The sequence below is a fragment of the Enterococcus sp. DIV0712 genome (assembly GCF_050554855.1).
Lineage (GTDB): Bacteria > Bacillota > Bacilli > Lactobacillales > Enterococcaceae > Enterococcus > Enterococcus faecalis.
Map to the genome: position 1 here is coordinate 314,218 of NZ_CP187333.1, position 16,745 is coordinate 330,962.

At 37.1% G+C, this 16,745-nt stretch carries 17 protein-coding genes; 14 read left to right on the plus strand and 3 right to left on the minus strand.

The annotated features are described in order from the left end of the window. Positions 1-128 precede the first annotated feature (128 nt). Positions 129-284: a hypothetical protein gene (locus IGL42_RS01590; protein ID WP_010709202.1), complete on the plus strand. Its 156-nt coding sequence runs from the start codon at positions 129-131 to the stop codon at positions 282-284. Then, positions 281-1,402 carry a hypothetical protein gene (locus IGL42_RS01595; protein ID WP_010710822.1) on the plus strand — a complete coding sequence of 374 codons (1,122 nt, stop codon included), beginning with the start codon at positions 281-283 and terminating at the stop codon, positions 1,400-1,402. The genes IGL42_RS01590 and IGL42_RS01595 overlap by 4 nt, the downstream gene beginning before the upstream one ends. Before the next feature lie 42 nt (positions 1,403-1,444). Here IGL42_RS01595 and IGL42_RS01600 read toward each other — a convergent pair whose 3' ends face one another. Together IGL42_RS01600 and IGL42_RS01605 are read right to left on the minus strand one after the other, a co-directional pair. After that, a complete protein-coding gene (locus tag IGL42_RS01600) occupies positions 1,445-2,149 on the minus strand; it encodes a DUF4811 domain-containing protein (protein ID WP_002355291.1) in 705 nt (234 codons plus the stop codon). After that, positions 2,149-3,666 (minus strand): MDR family MFS transporter, encoded by a 1,518-nt coding sequence (locus IGL42_RS01605; RefSeq protein ID WP_002385351.1) that lies wholly within the window; start codon positions 3,664-3,666, stop codon positions 2,149-2,151. Before IGL42_RS01605 ends, IGL42_RS01600 begins: the two co-directional genes overlap by 1 nt. Before the next feature lie 100 nt (positions 3,667-3,766). On the opposite strand from IGL42_RS01605, the gene IGL42_RS01610 reads away from it, so the two are divergent. The 10 genes from IGL42_RS01610 (at position 3,767) to IGL42_RS01655 (ending at position 12,785) form a co-directional block, all read left to right on the plus strand. Further along, on the plus strand, positions 3,767-4,234 hold the full coding sequence (locus tag IGL42_RS01610) for a MerR family transcriptional regulator (protein WP_010710821.1): 468 nt from the start codon (positions 3,767-3,769) through the stop codon (positions 4,232-4,234). 130 nt (positions 4,235-4,364) lie between these two features. Beyond that, complete coding sequence (locus IGL42_RS01615; protein WP_002355294.1) at positions 4,365-5,117, plus strand: IclR family transcriptional regulator; 753 nt, start codon at positions 4,365-4,367, stop codon at positions 5,115-5,117. 160 nt (positions 5,118-5,277) lie between these two features. Beyond that, positions 5,278-5,925, plus strand: coding sequence for a bifunctional 4-hydroxy-2-oxoglutarate aldolase/2-dehydro-3-deoxy-phosphogluconate aldolase (locus tag IGL42_RS01620; protein ID WP_002367887.1), 648 nt, complete (start codon positions 5,278-5,280; stop codon positions 5,923-5,925). A gap of 4 nt (positions 5,926-5,929) precedes the next feature. Further along, positions 5,930-6,937, plus strand: a complete 1,008-nt coding sequence (locus IGL42_RS01625) for a sugar kinase (protein ID WP_002389690.1) — start codon at positions 5,930-5,932, stop codon at positions 6,935-6,937. A gap of 12 nt (positions 6,938-6,949) precedes the next feature. Further along, positions 6,950-7,789 carry a 5-dehydro-4-deoxy-D-glucuronate isomerase gene (gene kduI / locus IGL42_RS01630; RefSeq protein ID WP_002355301.1) on the plus strand — a complete coding sequence of 280 codons (840 nt, stop codon included), beginning with the start codon at positions 6,950-6,952 and terminating at the stop codon, positions 7,787-7,789. Between the two features lie 21 nt (positions 7,790-7,810). Then, the gene (locus tag IGL42_RS01635; protein WP_002355302.1) at positions 7,811-8,599 is read left to right on the plus strand and encodes a gluconate 5-dehydrogenase; all 789 of its coding nucleotides are present in this window, start codon (positions 7,811-7,813) and stop codon (positions 8,597-8,599) included. Positions 8,600-8,828: 229 nt separating this feature from the next. Next, positions 8,829-9,935, plus strand: a complete 1,107-nt coding sequence (locus IGL42_RS01640) for a glycoside hydrolase family 88/105 protein (RefSeq protein WP_002385348.1) — start codon at positions 8,829-8,831, stop codon at positions 9,933-9,935. A gap of 20 nt (positions 9,936-9,955) precedes the next feature. Further along, positions 9,956-10,963, plus strand: a complete 1,008-nt coding sequence (locus IGL42_RS01645) for a TRAP transporter substrate-binding protein (protein ID WP_002358408.1) — start codon at positions 9,956-9,958, stop codon at positions 10,961-10,963. 14 nt (positions 10,964-10,977) lie between these two features. Then, positions 10,978-11,454 (plus strand): TRAP transporter small permease, encoded by a 477-nt coding sequence (locus IGL42_RS01650; RefSeq protein WP_002355305.1) that lies wholly within the window; start codon positions 10,978-10,980, stop codon positions 11,452-11,454. 35 nt (positions 11,455-11,489) lie between these two features. Further along, the gene (locus IGL42_RS01655) at positions 11,490-12,785 is read left to right on the plus strand and encodes a TRAP transporter large permease (RefSeq protein WP_002355306.1); all 1,296 of its coding nucleotides are present in this window, start codon (positions 11,490-11,492) and stop codon (positions 12,783-12,785) included. Between the two features lie 147 nt (positions 12,786-12,932). Here the strand turns inward: IGL42_RS01655 and IGL42_RS01660 are convergent, their stop codons facing one another. After that, a complete protein-coding gene (locus IGL42_RS01660) occupies positions 12,933-13,805 on the minus strand; it encodes a helix-turn-helix domain-containing protein (protein WP_002355307.1) in 873 nt (290 codons plus the stop codon). Between the two features lie 119 nt (positions 13,806-13,924). Here IGL42_RS01660 and rhaB point away from each other — a divergent pair, with 119 nt between their 5' ends. Continuing rightward, positions 13,925-15,436 (plus strand): rhamnulokinase, encoded by a 1,512-nt coding sequence (rhaB, locus tag IGL42_RS01665; protein WP_025191888.1) that lies wholly within the window; start codon positions 13,925-13,927, stop codon positions 15,434-15,436. Beyond that, positions 15,433-16,719 (plus strand): L-rhamnose isomerase, encoded by a 1,287-nt coding sequence (gene rhaA / locus IGL42_RS01670; protein WP_002355309.1) that lies wholly within the window; start codon positions 15,433-15,435, stop codon positions 16,717-16,719. The genes rhaB and rhaA overlap by 4 nt, the downstream gene beginning before the upstream one ends. The last annotated feature ends 26 nt before the right edge of the window (positions 16,720-16,745 follow it).

Sequence of the window (16,745 nt, forward strand, 5' to 3'; positions counted from 1 at the left end):
TATATTTTTGGTTTTTTCTAAACAGTTCAAATAATCTGAAATTAGATTGTTTGTTAAAAGATTGAATGATATGCTTTTGTTGTGCATGGTCACAATGGAAGCATATTGTTTTAATAGGAGGAGAGAAAATGAAAAAAACGGTTAGACTGTTGTTGGTTGGTTATGTAGAATGGACTGTAGAAGAAAGGTATCAAAGCTGTCTAGGGAATAATATAGTGAGTATAAGACAATTGTTTAAAAAAGTTCAGGCGCCAATTACATATAGAAATACAACGAAAATATGAAAAAAATAGTAGCAGGATTTCTTAGTTTGATTAGTATTGGAATAATGTTATTTGTTGTAAAAGACAAATTGATAGAAGAAAAAAAGCAATCTTTTGTTGTGCAAGAAGAAACAGATTTTTATGTATTATCAACCCAAGCGATTTATTCATTCATGTTTTCTGAAAATGACATCAAAAAACATAAGCGAAGTCGTGTGGATCTACCAGAGATTGTCCCAACAGGGTTTTCAAAAGGAAGATTACAATCCCATTATTTACTATTTTCAACAGGTGATCTTTTGAGCAGCACTAAGGATGAATTTATAGTGAGTGTTGATTTTTTTAAAGGAGAACTTTTGAAAAGAAAGACAGAAAAATATCCTTATACTGGTACGGGTTATAGCTCCAACTATTTTTATACTGTTCAAGCAGAGCGTTTATATTCTTTCGATACTGAAGGGAATCCAGTTAGTTCATACATGTTTAATGAATCTACAACACCAGTTACGCAATTTTCAGGAACACACAATAAGCTATATGTCGTCGCTAGTCAGGAAGACAAAGAAAAACAACTTTATGAGAATATGTTGTTCATTTTTAAAGAAGGAGAAAATTTGACATTAACAGACGAAATATTTTTAGATACAAACCCAGAGTATGTTTATGGTTTTACTTCTTCTGTGATTGTAAATAATCAAATTTACTTGCCGATAACGGCTCATAGAAACCGAGTAAGTTATGAAAATGTGCCAGATAATCGAATTATGCAAATGGGTTTAGATGCTAAAAATCAACGTTTTATTCAATTGACAGAGAATTTTCCTAACCTAATTTACAAAAGTAGAACGTCCGAATATTTGATTATTGATCACGAGCCAAATGCATTAGGGAAAGTGGGGCTGTCAATTGTTAATCTTGCTACGGAAGAAAGTTATTTTTTAAATATTAATGGACAGTTAAAGACGGAAGAATTAGAAGAATCTATGATTTATAGTGTAAATACAACGAAAGATAATCAGTTGTTGGTTTTAGCTGGTCAGACGCTTCTCAGATATGATTTGGTGACAGGAAATTTGCTTTCGGAAACAAAAGTTCTTGAAAAAGAAGAACAAGGTATTTATATTTGGGTTAATCATTAAAAAAGAAGGACCGCCTGATAAGTTTCTCAGGCAGTCCTTTTTTTATTTCATGTCACTAAGAATTTTCTGAATCAATTCTTGTTGAAACTCTTTGGTATATTGTTCGGTGAGTTTCGCTTGTTCTTCTTGGGACATTGATGGATTCGCCATCATAGCAGCCATCATTTTTTTGCCAACTGTTTCAGTCCCTTCTTTTTTGATATCAGCGGCATGTTGTTCCATATATTCACCTAATTTTTTGGCTTGATCAGCACTTAAAACTAGCCAGTCACTAGCAATGTTGAAGGTGTTTTCTTGTTTTGCAAATTGGTTATCGTTGTCAGCAAGGCCAAATAGTGTTTTGGCCCAGGACTCTTGATAGGACCATTTCGTCGTTTTTTGGACTAATGTGGATTTTTGAGCATCTTTTTGAACTGTGTTTGTGACGTTTTCCGTTCCTGTTTTTTGTAGTTTCTTTTTATCTGGTGTGTTATATAAATAAACTTTTTCGGAACCATCGCCCAACGGCTGGTACAATAACATGTTGGGGCCATCTTTGCTTGAACTACTGCTTTTTAGTTCAAACGTTTTGTCCTGAGTAACTTCGGTCATACCAAAATGATCTTTATCGTTTAAAACGATAAGACTTAACGAAGCTAAGAACCCTAAACCAAAAATAACCATACAGCATTTATGCCAAACTTTTCGGCCAAATACATTTGTGTAGGCAAAGCCTAACACGCAAAGGATTAAAAGGAAAATAATCATTATTTCATTGCACCTACTTCCTTAACAGGCATCGCTTCTTTTTTATTTAAGAAGAAAGTAATCGCCAAGCCGAGAACGCCAAAGATTGTTGCCACGAAGAAGGCTGCGTGATAACCGTTTAGTGTTGCGTTTGTTGCTTGGTCGCGATAAGTGAGTGGGGCTGTTTTTAATAAGTCCGATGCAGGTAAGCCGTCTTTGGTAACATTTGTTAAAACACTAATCAAAACAGCTGTTCCAATTGAGCTGGCTACTTGTCGGAAGGTGTTGTTTACAGCAGTTCCGTGACTTAATAAATTCATTGGTAAAGCATTCATGCCAGAAGTTGTCACAGGCATCATGACCATCGAAATACCAAACATCCGAATCGCATATAGGACAATGATATAAATAATAGGTGTTGCTTTTGTTAAGAAAGCAAACGGTAACGTTGCAGCTGTTAAAATAAACATCCCAGTAATCGCAAGACGACGGGCACCAATTTTATCAAAAATGCGACCCGTTACTGGCATCATAAGTCCCATGACTAACGCTCCTGGTAAAAGCATTAACCCTGAATGGAAGGCAGATTCGCCACGAATATTTTGGATATACAAAGGTAAAACCATTTCGGCACCAATCATTGCCATGTTGGTTACGCCAGATAAAATGGCTGCGACAGTAAAGACTTTTGATTTAAAAACGCGTAATTCTAAGAAAGGTTGTTCTAAATGCAATTGTCGATATGTAAAAAGACATAAAACAATCGCACCAACAATTAAGAATCCATAGACTTGTGGGCTACCCCAACCCTTATCCCCAACGCTTGAGAAGCCGTAAAGTAAGCTACCAAAGCCGAGAGTAGAAAGAATGACCGATAAGACATCGATACTTGGATTAGATAATTGGATGACATTTTTCATTAAAAATGAAGCTAAAATTAGGACTAAAACGACAATTGGAATGACCATCCCAAAAAGGTCACGCCATGTATAAGAATCAATAATCCAACCAGACAATGTTGGACCTAAAGCGGGTGCTAATCCGATAACAATTCCCGTTGTGCCCATGGCAGCGCCACGTTTTTCAGGCGGGAAAATTGAAAGCATAATTGTTTGTAAAAGAGGCATAGATACGCCGACCCCTGCGGCTTGAACAAGACGTCCAGTCAATAACATGCCGAAGTCTTGCGCTACAAAACAGATGATGGTTCCGATTAAGAACGTTGACATCGCTGTTATGTATAATTTTTTTGAACTGAATTTGTTAATCAACCAAGCACTGATGGGAATCATAATGCCGTTCACAAGTAGGAATCCAGTGGTTAGCCACTGTACACTTGAAGCTGAGATATCAAATTCTTTCATTAATGTAGGTAAGGCCGTCGTTAAAAGCGTTTGGTTTAAAATCGTACAAAATGTTCCGATTAGTAAAACACCGACTAGTAACGACCGGTTATAAGGTTTTCCGTGAATATCCACAGGTTGTTGTGAAGTCACATATATCGCTCCTTTTTCTGTAAGTTTCAAATTAAATTGCATTAACTACTTTACAACTAATTAGAATCTTTGTCAACTTACTTGACAAAGGTGTAAAAAAAACTACAATTAAGGAAAGGATAAGGGAAAGGAAGTTAAACTAATGTGGTCAAAAATGATTCAGCGTTTGTTAAATGAAGAAAATTTGTTGATAGGAATTAGTGAACTAAGTGAAATTGCTGAAGTTTCGCCACGTCAACTTCGTTATTGGGAAGAAAAAGGGTATATTTCTTCCATTGCGAAAGACGCAAACGGTCCACGGAAATATCGGTTACATACAGTCGTCAAAGTGCATTGGATCAAGCGTTTTTTAGATGAAGGATATACGTTACAAAGTGCGGTGGAAAAAGCAGAAGAGCAGCATCGTAATGTGGAGATGACGAAAAAAATCTTTAGTCAAATGTTTCATGGTATCTCAGAAGTTTGTCCCAATTACGTAGCGATTGATTTGGGCGATTTCGATGAAGAACAAAAATTATATGTTGTATTTAATGAAACCACAGAAGTCAGTGAGTATCTTTTAATTCCTAAGGATGCAGATGTTTCTGATGAGTTAAAGAAAAGAAAATAAGAATGAAATAGGACTGGGAGAAAGACCTGAAGTGAAAGTAAAACGTTACTGAATGAATCTTCGAGTTCTTTTTTTCTTGCAATTTCTTTATTTTTCTATATAATTTCTTATATGGAAAAGGAGGGTTTCGATGAAAGAAACAAAACCTTACGGAACAGTCTTGTTAAAAGCGGCTAAAATCATGGACTGTCTAAGTTTACAACCCGATCAAACCTTACAGGAAATTGCAAAGAATACCGAAATGACGGCATCAACGGCAATCAAAATTTTAGAAACCTTAACATTAATTGGCTATGTTCAAAAAGACACGAACAAGACGTACCGCTTAGGAACAAAATTGATTCGCTATGCGAATCAAAGTGTGGAGCAAATCGATTTAGCTGAAATTGCGGTACCTTATTTAGAAAACCTTCAAAATACGGTCGATGAAACCATTCATTTAGGGATTTTAAATAATAATGAAATTCTGTATATCAATAAATTAGAACCGAAAAATCAAACGATTCGCATGTCCTCGAAAGTGGGAATTACTCGACCTTTGTATAATTCGGCCATGGGTAAAGCCGTTTTAGCAGAATTTTCGGAAGAACAAGTGCAACAATATTTAGACACGCAGACATTAATTCCCTATACCGAAAATACGATTACCAATCCCTTGCGTTTGAAAAAAGAATTAAAACAAGTGCAACAAACGGGGGTTGCTTACGATGATGAAGAAATTGAACAAGATATTTTCTGTAGCGGAGTATCTTTAATGAAAGATGGCGAAATTGCGGGTGCTTTTAGTGTAAGCATGCCGAAATATCGTTTGACAGAGGAAAATAAAACGACGATTAATCAAGCCCTTTTGGCAACAAAAGCAGCGATTGAAGCGAAATTATAGTAGAAAAAGAAAGACAAACAAAAGTCGATTAGGATTTTTGTTTGTCTTTCTTTTTTTATTTTTGTAAAAACGTTTGCATTTTCTTTTTTTATCTGTATAATGAAGTTGTGAATTTCTTTATAATAAATATATATTTCTAAATAAGAAATGAGGGAGTCTGTTGAAGCGAGTATCAATTTTACAAAAATTAGAAAATGCTGGCGTGATTGCTGTGGTTCGCGGAAAGACAAAAGAGGAAGCGCTAAAAGCTAGTCAAGCCATTGTAGCAGGCGGTATGCGGGGGATTGAGTTAACCTTTACTGTTCCTCAAGCAACAGAAGTGATTCAGGAATTAGTTGCGTTATACCAAGAGAATCCTGACGTAGTCATTGGTGCGGGGACAGTTTTGGATGCTACGACTGCTCGTTTAGCTATTGTAGCAGGGGCTGAATATATTGTGAGTCCAAGCTTCGATGAAGAAACCGCTAAAATTTGCAATTTATATCAAGTTCCTTACTTGCCAGGCTGTATGACCATCACAGAAATGAAAGAAGCACTGAAAAGCGGAGCAGATATTATTAAACTATTTCCGGGAAGTGTTTATGGACCGAGTGTTATTTCAGCATTTAAAGCGCCATTGCCTCAGTTAAATATTATGCCAACGGGTGGTGTCAGTTTGGAAAATATGGCCGAGTGGTTCGCTGCAGGTGTGACGGCCGTCGGTGTTGGTGGCAATCTGTTAGCTCCAGCAGCAACTGGGGATTTTGAAAAAGTTCGTGAGGTTGCCCAAGCCTATATGGAAAAATTCCAAGCAATCAAAGGGGTGTAGGCACATGGGGAAAGTCGTAACATTGGGAGAAATCATGTTGCGTTTGTCAACGCCTGTCGGAATACGCGTAGCACAAACAGAAAATTTCGCTGTACATTACGGCGGTGGTGAAGCGAATGTAGCGATTTCGTTAGCGAACTATGGCCACCAAGTGACTTTTGCTAGTAAAGTGCCCGATAATTCATTAGGAGAAGCCGCCAAAAAGCATTTAAGTCGTTATGGGGTTTCAACGGAATTTGTACGAACTGGCGGAACACGCCTAGGAACATATTACTTGGAAACTGGTACAGGAGAACGAGCAGCCAGTGTTGTCTATGATCGCGCCTATTCAAGCTTTGCTCAAATCGAAGAAATGGAATGGGACTTACATGAGCTGTTTTCAGGAGTAGAGATCTTTCATATTTCAGGGATTACAGCGGCGTTATCAAAAACGTGGCAAAGTATGACGGTTGCGCTAGTTAAAGCAGCGAAGCAAGCAGGGTGCCAAGTAAGCTTTGACATTAATTATCGAGGGAAACTTTGGTCCCAGAAAGAAGCGAGCGTGGCATTGAAGGCCATTCTTCCATTTGTTGATATTTGTTCAGCTGGGGTATTAGATGCTCGTTATTTATTGGAGATTCCAGAACCAGAGGAAGAACTTGAAGACGCATTAACGTGGTACTACCGAAAAATGCAAGAACGTTATCCCAACATTCAAGTATTTTATTCAACCAAACGTCAAGTTCATTCAGCGACAGATAATGAATTAATCGGAACGCTATGGTACAAAGGTGCGTATTATACGTCCAAATGTCATCGATTACAACCGATTGTTGACCGTGTCGGTGCCGGTGATGCGTTTGCTGGTGGGGTTTTACATGGCATATTAGCTGCCTATGATCCACAAACCTGCATTGATTTTGCGACAGCGGCTAGTGCGTTAAAACATACTGTCCATGGTGATTGTAATCAATTTAGTCAAAAAGAAGTCCTTGCTTTTTTGGCAACGGGCTCAGGAAAAATAAATAGATAGGAGATTTTAGTTATGCAAAATATGGAAACACGTTATACACATAGTCCGGCGGATATCCGTCACTATTCAACAGAACAATTGAGAGATGAATTTTTAGTAGAGAAAGTTTTTATTCCAGGTGCAATCAGCTTAACCTACACACATAATGATCGGATGATTTTTGGTGGTGTGACACCGACCACAGAAGAATTAGAAATTATTTTGGACAAAGAATTAGGGGTTGACTATTTCTTAGAACGCCGTGAACTAGGGGTTATTAATATTGGGGGACCAGGCTTTATTGAAATTGATGGCGCCAAAGAAACAATGAAAAAACAAGATGGCTATTATATTGGGAAAGAAACAAAACATGTTCGTTTTTCTTCAGAAAACCCTGATAATCCAGCGAAATTTTACATTAGTTGTGTGCCAGCACATCATAAATATCCCAACGTAAAAATTAGTATTGATGAAATTACCCCAATGGAAACGGGTGATCCATTAACATTGAACCAACGTAAAATTTACCAATACATTCATCCGAACGTTTGTGAAAGTTGCCAGTTACAAATGGGCTACACCATTTTAGAACCAGGTAGCGCTTGGAATACAATGCCTTGTCATACACATGAACGTCGTATGGAAGCGTATGTTTATTTTGATATGGAAGAAGATACGCGGATTTTCCACATGATGGGTAAACCAGACGAAACGAAACATTTAGTAATGAGTAATGAACAAGCAGCCATTTCACCAAGCTGGTCAATTCATTCTGGGGTTGGTACAAGTAATTATTCCTTTATTTGGGCCATGTGCGGAGAAAATATTACGTACACAGACATGGATATGGTTGCAATGGATCAATTAAAATAAACCAAAGAAAGAGGAGAAAACATGGAATTTAAAATGAATGATTTTCAATTAGATGGAAAAGTAGCGTTAATTACAGGTGCTGTTTATGGGATTGGCTTTGAGATTGCGAAATCCCTAGCTGAAGCAGGAGCAACAATTGTTTTTAATAACTTATCTCCTGAATCAGTTGAACAAGGTTTGGAAAATTATCGGGCTGCAGGGATTGAAGCACGTGGTTATGTGTGTGATGTCACTGATGAAGAGCAAGTTCAAGCGATGGTTGCTCAGATTAAAGAAGAAGTCGGCTCTATTGATATTTTAGTCAATAATGCGGGAATTATTAAACGAATTCCAATGGTGGAGATGTCAGCAGAAGAGTTCCGTCAAGTGATTGATGTTGACTTGAATGCGCCATTTATTATGGCAAAAGCGGTTATTCCAGATATGATTGAAAAGGGTCATGGCAAAATTATCAATATCTGTTCAATGATGAGTGAACTAGGTCGTGAAACAGTTAGTGCGTACGCGGCAGCAAAAGGCGGACTAAAAATGTTAACGAAAAATATTGCTTCTGAATATGGACAATATAATATTCAATGTAATGGGATTGGACCTGGCTACATTGAAACGCCACAGACGGCGCCATTAAGAGAACCAGGGCATCCATTTAACGAATTCATCTTGGGACGAACACCTGCTAATCGTTGGGGCACACCAGCAGACTTAGCTGGCCCAGCAGTTTTCTTAGCATCTAACGCTTCTGACTTTGTTAACGGACATATCTTATATGTCGATGGTGGAATTTTAGCTTATATTGGAAAACAACCATAAATAAGTAACAAAAAGCGGACATACCTAAAAAGGATGTCCGTTTTTTGTTATTTACTCATTGATTGAATTGGTAAAAACCGTATCTAATTTTTAAAAAAAGTCAATTTTTGACAGTAATTCGTCAAGATTAACTATATAATTTGCTAACATTCCTTGCTAAACTAAAATTACAAAAAAATGAAAGCGTTTCATTTGCGCTGGTGGGATGGAAAAGGAGTTTTGATTGCCGATGATTATTAAACAGGAACAATTCATACCAAAAGATACAGTAGAAACAACGATTGACTTATTAATTAGAAATTTAACAACGATTAAAGATAACACAGGTGAATTTCTGTTAGATTTTGATGGTTTAAAAGTTGATGACAAAAGTTGGACGATTTGGAACTGGCCGCAAGGCGTTGGGTTGTATGGTATATATAAGAATTATCGAAATACTAAAAGTGAAAAAGCTTTACAAGTAGTTAACGACTGGTTTGAAGGTCGGATGCAAGAAGGCGCGCCGCCTAAGAATGTGAATACGATGGCTCCGCTTTTAACAATGGCTTATCTATATGAAGACACTAAAGACTCTAAATATATACCTTACTTAGAGCAATGGGCGGAATGGGTGATGGAAGAAATGCCCCGAACGAATGAAGGGGGCTTGCAACATGCGACATATGGACCAGAAAATAAAAATCAATTATGGGATGATACGTTAATGATGACTGTCTTACCTTTGGCAAAAATTGGTAAGTTGTTGAATCGACTCGATTATTTGGAAGAAGCAAAGCATCAATTTTTAATCCATATTAAATATTTACAAGATAAAAAAAGTGGTCTATGGTATCACGGTTGGACTTTTGAGGGAAATCATAACTATGCGGAAGCACTGTGGGCAAGAGGGAACTGCTGGATTACGATTGCTATTCCAGAAATTATTGAAATCTTAGAGTTGCCAAAAGGAGATAGTTTACGGGAATTTTTATTAAGTACCCTCAATGCGCAAGTGGCAGCTTTAGCGAAATACCAAGATGAATCTGGTTTATGGCATACATTAATTAATGATTCAAATTCGTATTTAGAATCTTCTGCTACAGCGGGATTCGCTTATGGGATTTTAAAAGCGGTTCATAAAAAATATATTTCTTCTGAATATGAAGAAGTGGCAAACAAAGCAATTGCTGGCTTACTAAATGAGATTGATGAAACGGGAGAAGTACAACATGTGTCAGTTGGTACAGGAATGGGTGATAATTTAGATTTTTATCGCACAATTGGAATGACAGCGATGCCTTATGGTCAATCATTAACAATCCTATGTTTGACTGAATTGCTTGTTTCTTATTGCTAGAAAAGTAAGGAGAAAAGTTCATGAAAAAAAGAAAGGTTTTATTTACAGCAGTTATGGTATTGGCAGGATTACAGTTGCTAAGTGGTTGCGGCAAAACAGAAGCTTCGGCAAATGATACGGTAGTCTTGCGCTATGCGTATGCTAGTAATAGCCAACCAGTTATCGATTCTATGAAGAAATTCGGGGAATTGGTAGAGGAAAAAACAGATGGTAAAGTTCAAATTGAATACTTTCCAGATGGTCAATTAGGGGGAGAAACAGAACTAATTGAATTAACACAAACAGGTGCAATTGATTTTGCAAAGGTCAGTGGATCAGCATTAGAAAGTTTTTCTAAAGATTATTCTGTATTTGCCATTCCGTATATTTTTGATAATGAAAAACATTTTTTTAAAGTAATGGATAATCAAGCGCTAATGCAACCAGTGTATGATTCTACAAAAAAATTAGGATTTGTTGGTTTAACTTATTATGACTCTGGTCAACGAAGTTTTTATATGAGCAAAGGGCCTGTTACATCTCCAGATGATTTGAAAGGTAAAAAAATTCGGGTCATGCAAAGTGAAACCGCCATCAAAATGGTAGAACTTTTAGGGGGTTCGCCAGTACCTATGGGTAGTTCGGAAGTATATACTTCTCTACAATCTAATCTAATCAACGGTGCAGAGAATAATGAGTTCGTTTTATATACAGCTGGCCATGGCGGTGTGGCTAAGTATTATTCTTATGATGAGCATACTCGAGTGCCAGATATTGTGATTATGAACGAGGGGACAAAAGAACGTTTGACAGCGAAACAAGAACAAGCGATTGAAGAAGCAGCAAAAGAATCGACCGCTTTTGAAAAAACGGTCTTTAAAGAAGCGGTTGAAGAAGAAAAGAAAAAAGCACAAGCAGAATATGGTGTTGTGTTCAATCAAGTAGACAGTGAACCATTCCAAAAACTTGTTCAACCGTTGCATGAATCATTCAAAAATAGCTCAGAACATGGCGAACTGTATCAGGCTATTCGCCAGTTGGCGGACTAATTAAGGAGGTAATTATGAAAGGTTTTAGAAAATTTTTAAATCGACTTTTAGAAATACTTGGATCAATCATTCTTGCTGCAATGGTTTTGGTCGTTTTGTACCAAGTGTTTGCCCGGACAGTGTTAAAAAATCCTAGTACCTTAACAGAAGAATTTGTTCGCTTTGCATTGGTCTGGCTGGCGATGTTAGCTTCTGCTTATGTGGTTGGAAAAAAGGGACATTTAGCAGTAACTTTGTTAAGTGAAAAATTACAAGGGAAACAAAAACGCTTTTTAGAATTTATTGTTCAATTGTTGTTCCTACTTTTTGCAGGAGTGATTATGATATTTGGCGGTTGGAATGGTGTAGTAATTACGTTAGGACAAATTTCACCATCTTTGGCAATTCCTATGGGTTATGTTTATTTAGCCGTTCCAGTGGCAGGTGTTTTGATGTTTATTTATAGTTTGATGAATTTGCTAGAGTTATTCACGCAATCAAAAGATTCTTAATGCGTTTATAGAAGAAAAAGAATAGGAGTAAAAATATGGCTTTAGAAGCAGGCATTATCTTATTTGTAGTTTTTGCAGTCTTATTGGTAGTTGGTATGCCAATTGGTATGAGCATTGCGGCATCTTCAATTGCAACATTGTTATTAGTAATTCCTTTTGAAGCAGCTGCATTTACCTCAGCTCAAAAAATGGTCTCTAGTTTAAATAGTTTCTCTCTCGTAGCAATTCCGTTTTTTATTTTTTCTGGCGTGATTATGAATAATGGGGGAATTGCCCAAAAGTTGGTAAATTTTTCTATGTTATTTGTTGGTCGTGTTCCCGGCGCGCTAGCACATACTAATGTGTTAGGGAATGCATTATTTGGTTCGATTTCTAGCTCTGCAATTGCAGCATCTACTGCTATTGGTGGCGTACTAATTCCGCAACAAGTAAATGAGGGCTATGATCGGAAATTTGCAACGGCTGTAAATATTGCCTCTGCTCCTACAGGAATGGTTATTCCACCAAGTACAGCGTTTATTATGTATTCATTGGTGGCTGGTGGGGCCTCTATTTCTTCTTTATTTTTAGGAGGTTATTTGGTAGGTTCTTTGTGGGCATTAGGAATTATGGTGGTAGCCTATGTTATTGCAAAACGTCATAATTATCCTACTGTGGCAAAAGCAAAAAAAGGAGAAGTCAGCAAGGTTCTGCGAGAAGCGGTTCCCAGTGTATTGTTGATTGTCATTATTATTGGTGGTATTTTGACTGGGTTATTTACAGCGATTGAAGCATCAGCAATTGCTGTCGCATACTCATTATTGATTTCAATGTTTTACTACAAAACAGTGAAAATAAACGATTTGCCTAAAATGTTAAAAGAGGCTGTCTTGATGAGTGGAACCATTATGTTCTTGTTGGCAACTTCTTCAATGATGTCTTTTGCGATGGCTTTTACAGGGATACCAGAAGCAATCAGTACAGCTATTTTAGGAATCACAGACAATAAATACTTAATTCTACTATTAGTAAACGTTGTCCTATTGTTTGTGGGAATGTTTATGGATGTTGGTCCAGCTATTTTGATTTTTACGCCAATCTTTTTACCAATTGTTATGAATGTTGGGGTGGATCCAGTTCATTTTGGTTTATTTGCGATTATGAACTTGTGTGTTGGTTCAATTACACCACCTGTTGGAACAGGATTATATGTTGGTGCTAGTGTTGGGGGTGTTAAAGCTGAGCAAATGCTGAAACCACTAGTTCCATTTTATCTGGTAATCTTAGCAATTTTACTTTTAATCACATATGTACCTGAACTTGTCATGTGGTTACCAAATCTAATTTCTTAATTCAATACAAATTGTCTAACAACCCCAATTGAGCGAAATATAAGTTGTTCAATCAACTAGATTTGGTAATTTACTATAAAATATTGAGTTTAGGAGGCATAGAAATAAAAAATCTCTCTATGACATTATGTGTCATAGAGAGATTTTTTAGAAGCCACTTTTACGGTATTGACTAGGAGTTAATCCAGTTCGCTTTTTAAATAATCGACTAAAGTAGGCATAGTTTTCTAAACCAACATCTACAGCAATTTCTTTCACTGTTTGATTAGAATAGCGTAGTAAATCTTTTGAATAAGAAATTTTTTTACTAATTTGATATTTAATTGGCGGTAATCCAATGTATTTGGAGAACTCTTTGTTCAATTGATATTTATTTAAATGAAAGAGTTGAGCCAAGTCTTCTAAAGAAATTGTTTCTTTGAAATGTTGATCAATGTAAGCTTTCATTTCCAAAACCAATGATGGAATCGTTTCGTAGGTAAAGTCTTGACGATACTTTTGCAACAATAATTCGTTCAGTAATTGATGAATTAAGACGGAAGATTGGTAATCAGTTTGCGCATGTTGTAAATCTTGTAATTGTAATAATTGCTGAATGATTAAATGAATAGGATTATCTTCTGGAAGCTGATTAGTGGAGAAAACTGGTGAACCATTTTTCATAAATTCTTGGAAAAAAGCACCAGAATTTCCTCCTTCAAAATGAATCCAGTCCATTTCCCAAGGATCTTCGCTGGTTGCTTGATAGTATTGATAATCCCGACAGTCAATAAAGAATAAATCACCTCTCTGTAAGCTGTATGTATGATAACGATAGCGTAATTCCCCAGTACCATTTAGCGTGAATTTAATTAAGTATGATGGTAAATGTGCCCGCTCCGTATAATAAGGGCGCGAGGCTTTAAACTGTCCAATTTCCTGTATGTAATAAAAAAGTGTGCGACTTTTGCTGCTAGGTGTCAAAATATGTCGCTTAGAATCGTCTGACCAAGAGTAGTCGGCTTTTTCCCAATAATCCATAAGAACCTCCTAATTACCAAGATAGTACAATTATATCTCAAAATTGTGAGAGGTGAAAGCGCTATTTTTTGTTTATGATGAATACATAAAGTTAGTCTAACGTACAAAAAATAAAAATAGTGAAAGGATTGACAACTATCAACAAAGTGAAAAAAGAACAAGTTGAGAAACGAACCTATTTAGCGGTTGATATTGGCGCTTCTAGCGGTCGCATAATGAAAAGTCAACGCTTAGCGAATGGTCAGATAACAATAGAAGAAATTCATCGTTTTAAAAATGGTTTTCATCAAAAAGATGGGTATCAGCGTTGGGATATGGCTAGTTTAGTTCATGAGTTACTGCTTGGTCTGCAAAAAGTTAAACAATTAGGTATCAAGGAATGCTTTATTGGAATTGATACTTGGGGTGTTGACTATTGTCTGCTGGATCAATCTGGACAACTTTTGGACGAACCGATTGCTTATCGAGATGGACGGACAGAAGCAGCTGTAACAAATTTTTCAAAAGGCTATTCATTAGAAAAATTGTACCAACAAACGGGGATTCAAGTTCAACCTTTTAATACCATTTTTCAGTTATTTGTAGAGGAAAAGGAACGTTTGGCTGCAGCCAGTCAATTGTTGTTAATCCCTGATTACTTAGGTTATGTCTTTACTGGAAAAGCAGTCATCGAAGCAACCAACGCCTCCACCACGCAACTGTTGAATGCTGGAACGAAACAATGGGAAAGTGAATTACTGGATTTCCTAGGAATTGATGAAACACTATTTCCAACATTAGTAGAGCCGGGCACGATTTTAGGCGACCTGCAAACAGCGGCTTTTCCAGACTATGATTTACCAAATGCAACGTTGATTACGATAGCTAGTCATGATACAGCTTCAGCAATTTTAGGTACGCCAGGCATTGGCGATGACTGGGCATACATTAGCAGTGGTACTTGGTCTTTATTAGGCATTGAAACGACTGTTACAACAATTTCTGCTGAAGCTTTCCAAGAAAATTACACGAATGAATGGGGCGCCCAGAACACAATTCGTTTCTTAAAAAATATTATGGGTATGTGGCTAATTCAAGAAGTGGCACGGCACCAAAACTACCAATATAGCTATGCTGAATTGGCCGCCTTAGCTGAAAAAGAACCAGCATTTCAACAATTTATTGATGTAAATGATCCTCGTTTTTTAAATCCGGGAAATATGATTACTGAATTACAAGCCTATTGCCGTGAAACACAACAAATAGTTCCTGAAAGCCCTGGTGAACTCGCTCGTTGTATTTATGATAATTTAGCATTGTGTTACAGCGTAGAACTAGAAAAATTAGCTCAATTAACAGGAATCGAACGGAAAATTACAACTTTACATGTTGTCGGTGGTGGTTCCAATAATCGTTTGTTGAACCAGCTAACTGCGGATGTTGCTAATGTTACAGTGAAAGCGGGACCTGGGGAAGCAACTGCTTTAGGTAATCTTTTGATGCAGATGATTGCAACAGGTGAACTTAAAGATATTCCAGCAGCTCGTACTTGTATCCAAACATCTTTTCCCACGGAAATCTATCAAGCAAATCCAATTGATTCAACAATAAAAAATCGCTATCAAGCATTTATGAAAAGGAGCTCATTATGACAACCATTACACAAAAATATGAAGAAGCGAAAGAAAAATATGCCAGTATTGACGTAGATACCGAAGCTGTATTGGAAAAAATGGCTGATGTCAAAATTTCAATGCATGTGTGGCAAGGAGATGATGTGAGAGGCTTCTTAAGTGAGGATGAACTTTCTGGCGGTATTTCAGTTACAGGGAATTATCCAGGCGTTGCTCGAAGTCCCCAGCAACTACGTCAAGATTTAGAAAAAGCGTTTTCTTTAATTCCAGGAAAACACAAATTGAATTTGCATGCTATTTATTTAGACACAGAGGAAAGGGTGGATTTAAACGAACTGGAACCAAAGCATTTTGAACCATGGGTGACTTGGGCAAAAGAAAATGGCTTAGGATTGGACTTTAATCCAACCTTTTTCTCGCATCCAATGTACCGCGATGGCTTTACTTTAGCTCATCCGAATCCGCAAGTTCGAGACTTTTGGATTGAGCATGGGAAACGTTCACGAAGAATTGCTGAATATTTTGGAAGAGAATTAGGACAAGTAGCTGTCAATAACTTTTGGGTGCCAGATGGCTTTAAAGATAACCCAGTTGATCGTTTAACGCCGAGAAAGCGGCTAATGGCTTCGCTAGATGAAATTTTTTCAGAGGAAATTGATCCAGCTTATACAGTCGATGCAGTGGAAAGCAAGCTCTTTGGGATTGGGTCAGAAGCCTATACAGTTGGGTCCCATGAATTTTATATGGGCTATGGTTTAACGCGGAATAAATTAATTTGTTTAGATGCTGGTCATTTTCATCCAACAGAAGTGATTTCTAATAAGTTATCTTCATTATCCTTATTTGGCGAAGGAATGCTATTACATGTCAGTCGTCCAGTTCGCTGGGATAGTGACCACGTTGTCATTATGGATGATGAATTGCAAGAAATTGCCAAGGAGTTAGTTCGCAATGATTTATTAGGAAAAACACACGTGGGCTTAGATTTCTTTGATGCCACAATCAATCGTGTTGCCGCTTGGGTGATTGGCACCCGCAATACACAAAAAGCGTTAATGAAAGCGATGCTTGAGCCAACAAACGTCTTAAAAGAAGCTGAATTGATAGGAGATTTTACCACACGTTTAGCCTTAACGGAAGAGTTAAAAGACTTTCCATTTGCCGATATCTGGAACTACTACTGTCAAGAAAATCACGTACCTATCGGCTTAGATTGGTTAACGGATGTTCAAGAATACGAAAAAGTGATTTTACCAACTCGTCAATTGCCAACAGGTAAAGATAGTTGTCGTTTTTCATAAAATTAACAAACGAGAGGAACTTCTAA

Bases quoted from the DNA above. Each gene is read 5' to 3' on its own strand.
- rhaA (WP_002355309.1), top strand. From the start codon at position 15,433: ATGACAACCATTACACAAAAATATGAAGAAGCGAAAGAAAAATATGCC.
- IGL42_RS01605 (WP_002385351.1), bottom strand. From the start codon at position 3,666: ATGCAATTTAATTTGAAACTTACAGAAAAAGGAGCGATATATGTGACT.
- IGL42_RS01660 (WP_002355307.1), bottom strand. From the start codon at position 13,805: ATGGATTATTGGGAAAAAGCCGACTACTCTTGGTCAGACGATTCTAAG.
- IGL42_RS01590 (WP_010709202.1), top strand. From the start codon at position 129: ATGAAAAAAACGGTTAGACTGTTGTTGGTTGGTTATGTAGAATGGACT.
- IGL42_RS01655 (WP_002355306.1), top strand. From the start codon at position 11,490: ATGGCTTTAGAAGCAGGCATTATCTTATTTGTAGTTTTTGCAGTCTTA.
- IGL42_RS01615 (WP_002355294.1), top strand. From the start codon at position 4,365: ATGAAAGAAACAAAACCTTACGGAACAGTCTTGTTAAAAGCGGCTAAA.
- IGL42_RS01635 (WP_002355302.1), top strand. From the start codon at position 7,811: ATGGAATTTAAAATGAATGATTTTCAATTAGATGGAAAAGTAGCGTTA.
- IGL42_RS01595 (WP_010710822.1), top strand. From the start codon at position 281: ATGAAAAAAATAGTAGCAGGATTTCTTAGTTTGATTAGTATTGGAATA.
- IGL42_RS01600 (WP_002355291.1), bottom strand. From the start codon at position 2,149: ATGATTATTTTCCTTTTAATCCTTTGCGTGTTAGGCTTTGCCTACACA.
- IGL42_RS01640 (WP_002385348.1), top strand. From the start codon at position 8,829: ATGATTATTAAACAGGAACAATTCATACCAAAAGATACAGTAGAAACA.
- IGL42_RS01625 (WP_002389690.1), top strand. From the start codon at position 5,930: ATGGGGAAAGTCGTAACATTGGGAGAAATCATGTTGCGTTTGTCAACG.
- kduI (WP_002355301.1), top strand. From the start codon at position 6,950: ATGCAAAATATGGAAACACGTTATACACATAGTCCGGCGGATATCCGT.
- IGL42_RS01610 (WP_010710821.1), top strand. From the start codon at position 3,767: ATGTGGTCAAAAATGATTCAGCGTTTGTTAAATGAAGAAAATTTGTTG.
- IGL42_RS01645 (WP_002358408.1), top strand. From the start codon at position 9,956: ATGAAAAAAAGAAAGGTTTTATTTACAGCAGTTATGGTATTGGCAGGA.
- IGL42_RS01650 (WP_002355305.1), top strand. From the start codon at position 10,978: ATGAAAGGTTTTAGAAAATTTTTAAATCGACTTTTAGAAATACTTGGA.